The organism is Actinoplanes sp. ATCC 53533 (assembly GCF_003947245.1).
In genome coordinates this window covers 1-1,396 of record NZ_QHHV01000462.1, presented here as the reverse complement: position 1 = coordinate 1,396, position 1,396 = coordinate 1, and the positions used below count along the sequence as shown (strand labels likewise).

Genomic DNA, 1,396 nt, shown 5'->3' with positions numbered 1-1,396 from the left:
CTTCTCTCCATGTCAGTTTTCTGACACGGGCCACTCTATGTCAGAATGCTGACATGAGTCAAGACGGTGTCGACCTGCAGACGTCACTGGGCTACCTGCTGAAAGAGGCGTCGAGCGCCCTCCGCGCAGCCATGGAGGAGGTGCTGCGGCCGCTCGGGATGAGCGTGACGCACTACTCCTGCCTCGAGCTGCTGGCGCAACGACCGGGCTTGTCCAACTCAGAGCTCGCGCGGGGCGCGTTCGTGACACGGCAGTCGATGAACGTGCTGCTCCAGGCGCTGGAGCGAGAGGGCTACGTGACCAGGCCCGCGCAGGCGCCCGTCGGGAAGGTGCTTCCCACGAGCCTCACGCCTCGCGGCCGACGGAGCCTCGAGAAGGCGACCGTAGCGGTCCGGTCCGTCGAGATCAGAATGCTGGCCGGCCTGACCGAGGCCGAGCAGTCAGGCGCGTTCCGGATCCTGCAGAGGATGATCCATTCCCTGCGCGACGGCAACGACGGTGCATAGCTCCGCGCCTTCCCCCGCACACATCTCGTCGCGCGCGGCGGGACCTCCTGGCGGAGGGCCCGGCTAGAGCGCGCTCACCTCGACGCCCAGGACAGCCTGCTCGTCGGGCTTGTGGGCGAGCACGTCGGTCAGATAGGACTGCACTGCCGGGGCCATGCCGACGTCGCGGCCGGCCCGCTCGGACAGCAGCCACTTGTGCTGGATGATCTGCGAGAAGATCTCCTGCGGCTCCAGCTTGCGGCGCAGGTTGGCCGGCACCGCGCGCACCACCGGCTCGAAGACCTCGGTCAGCCAGCGGTGCGCGGCCTGCTGCTCGTCGACCAGATCCGACTCCGCCCGGTAGGCGTCCAGGTCGTTGAGCAGCTGGCGGGCCTGATTTTCCTCGGCGTCCAGGCCGGTCAGGCGCAGCAGCCGGCGGGTGTGATAGCCGGCGTCCACGACCTTGGGCCGGACCCGGTAGCCGCCGTCCACCGTGGACAAGTCCACCTCGGCGACGTCGAAGCCCAGCTCGTTGAGCCGGCGGATGCGGCCCTCGATGTCGTGCCGGGCGTCGCGGGGCACCTCCTGCTCGTAGGTGACCTCGTGCCAGAGCCGCTCGTAGCGGGCCACGATGTCGTCGACCACGGCCTCCGGGTCGATCGCCTCGTGCAGCAGCTCGGCGGCCTCCAGGTCGAGGCACTCGCCGAAGATGTTCAGCCGCAGGATCTCGATGTCCTCGCTGCGCTGACCCTCGGAGAGCTTCGGATACAGGTTGCCGGTCTCCGCGTCGACCAGGTATGCCGCGAAGGCGCCCGCGTCCCGCCGGAACAGCGTGTTGGACAGCGAGCAGTCACCCCACGAGAAGCCGGTGAGGTGCATCCGCACGATCAGCGCGGCGAGCGCGTCGAGCA

2 protein-coding genes are annotated in these 1,396 nt (G+C 68.7%); one reads left to right on the top strand and one right to left on the bottom strand.

Translation table 11 applies throughout. From position 1 onward, the window contains the following. Positions 1 to 506 (top strand): MarR family winged helix-turn-helix transcriptional regulator (locus DMB66_RS59130; RefSeq protein ID WP_233625612.1); only part of this gene is annotated, 506 nt, incomplete at its 5' end. A gap of 63 nt (positions 507 to 569) precedes the next feature. On the opposite strand, the gene DMB66_RS59125 is transcribed toward DMB66_RS59130, so the two are convergent. Beyond that, positions 570 to 1,396, bottom strand: an 827-nt coding sequence (locus DMB66_RS59125; protein ID WP_125812629.1) for a DUF4032 domain-containing protein, incomplete at its 5' end; no start/stop codon positions are given.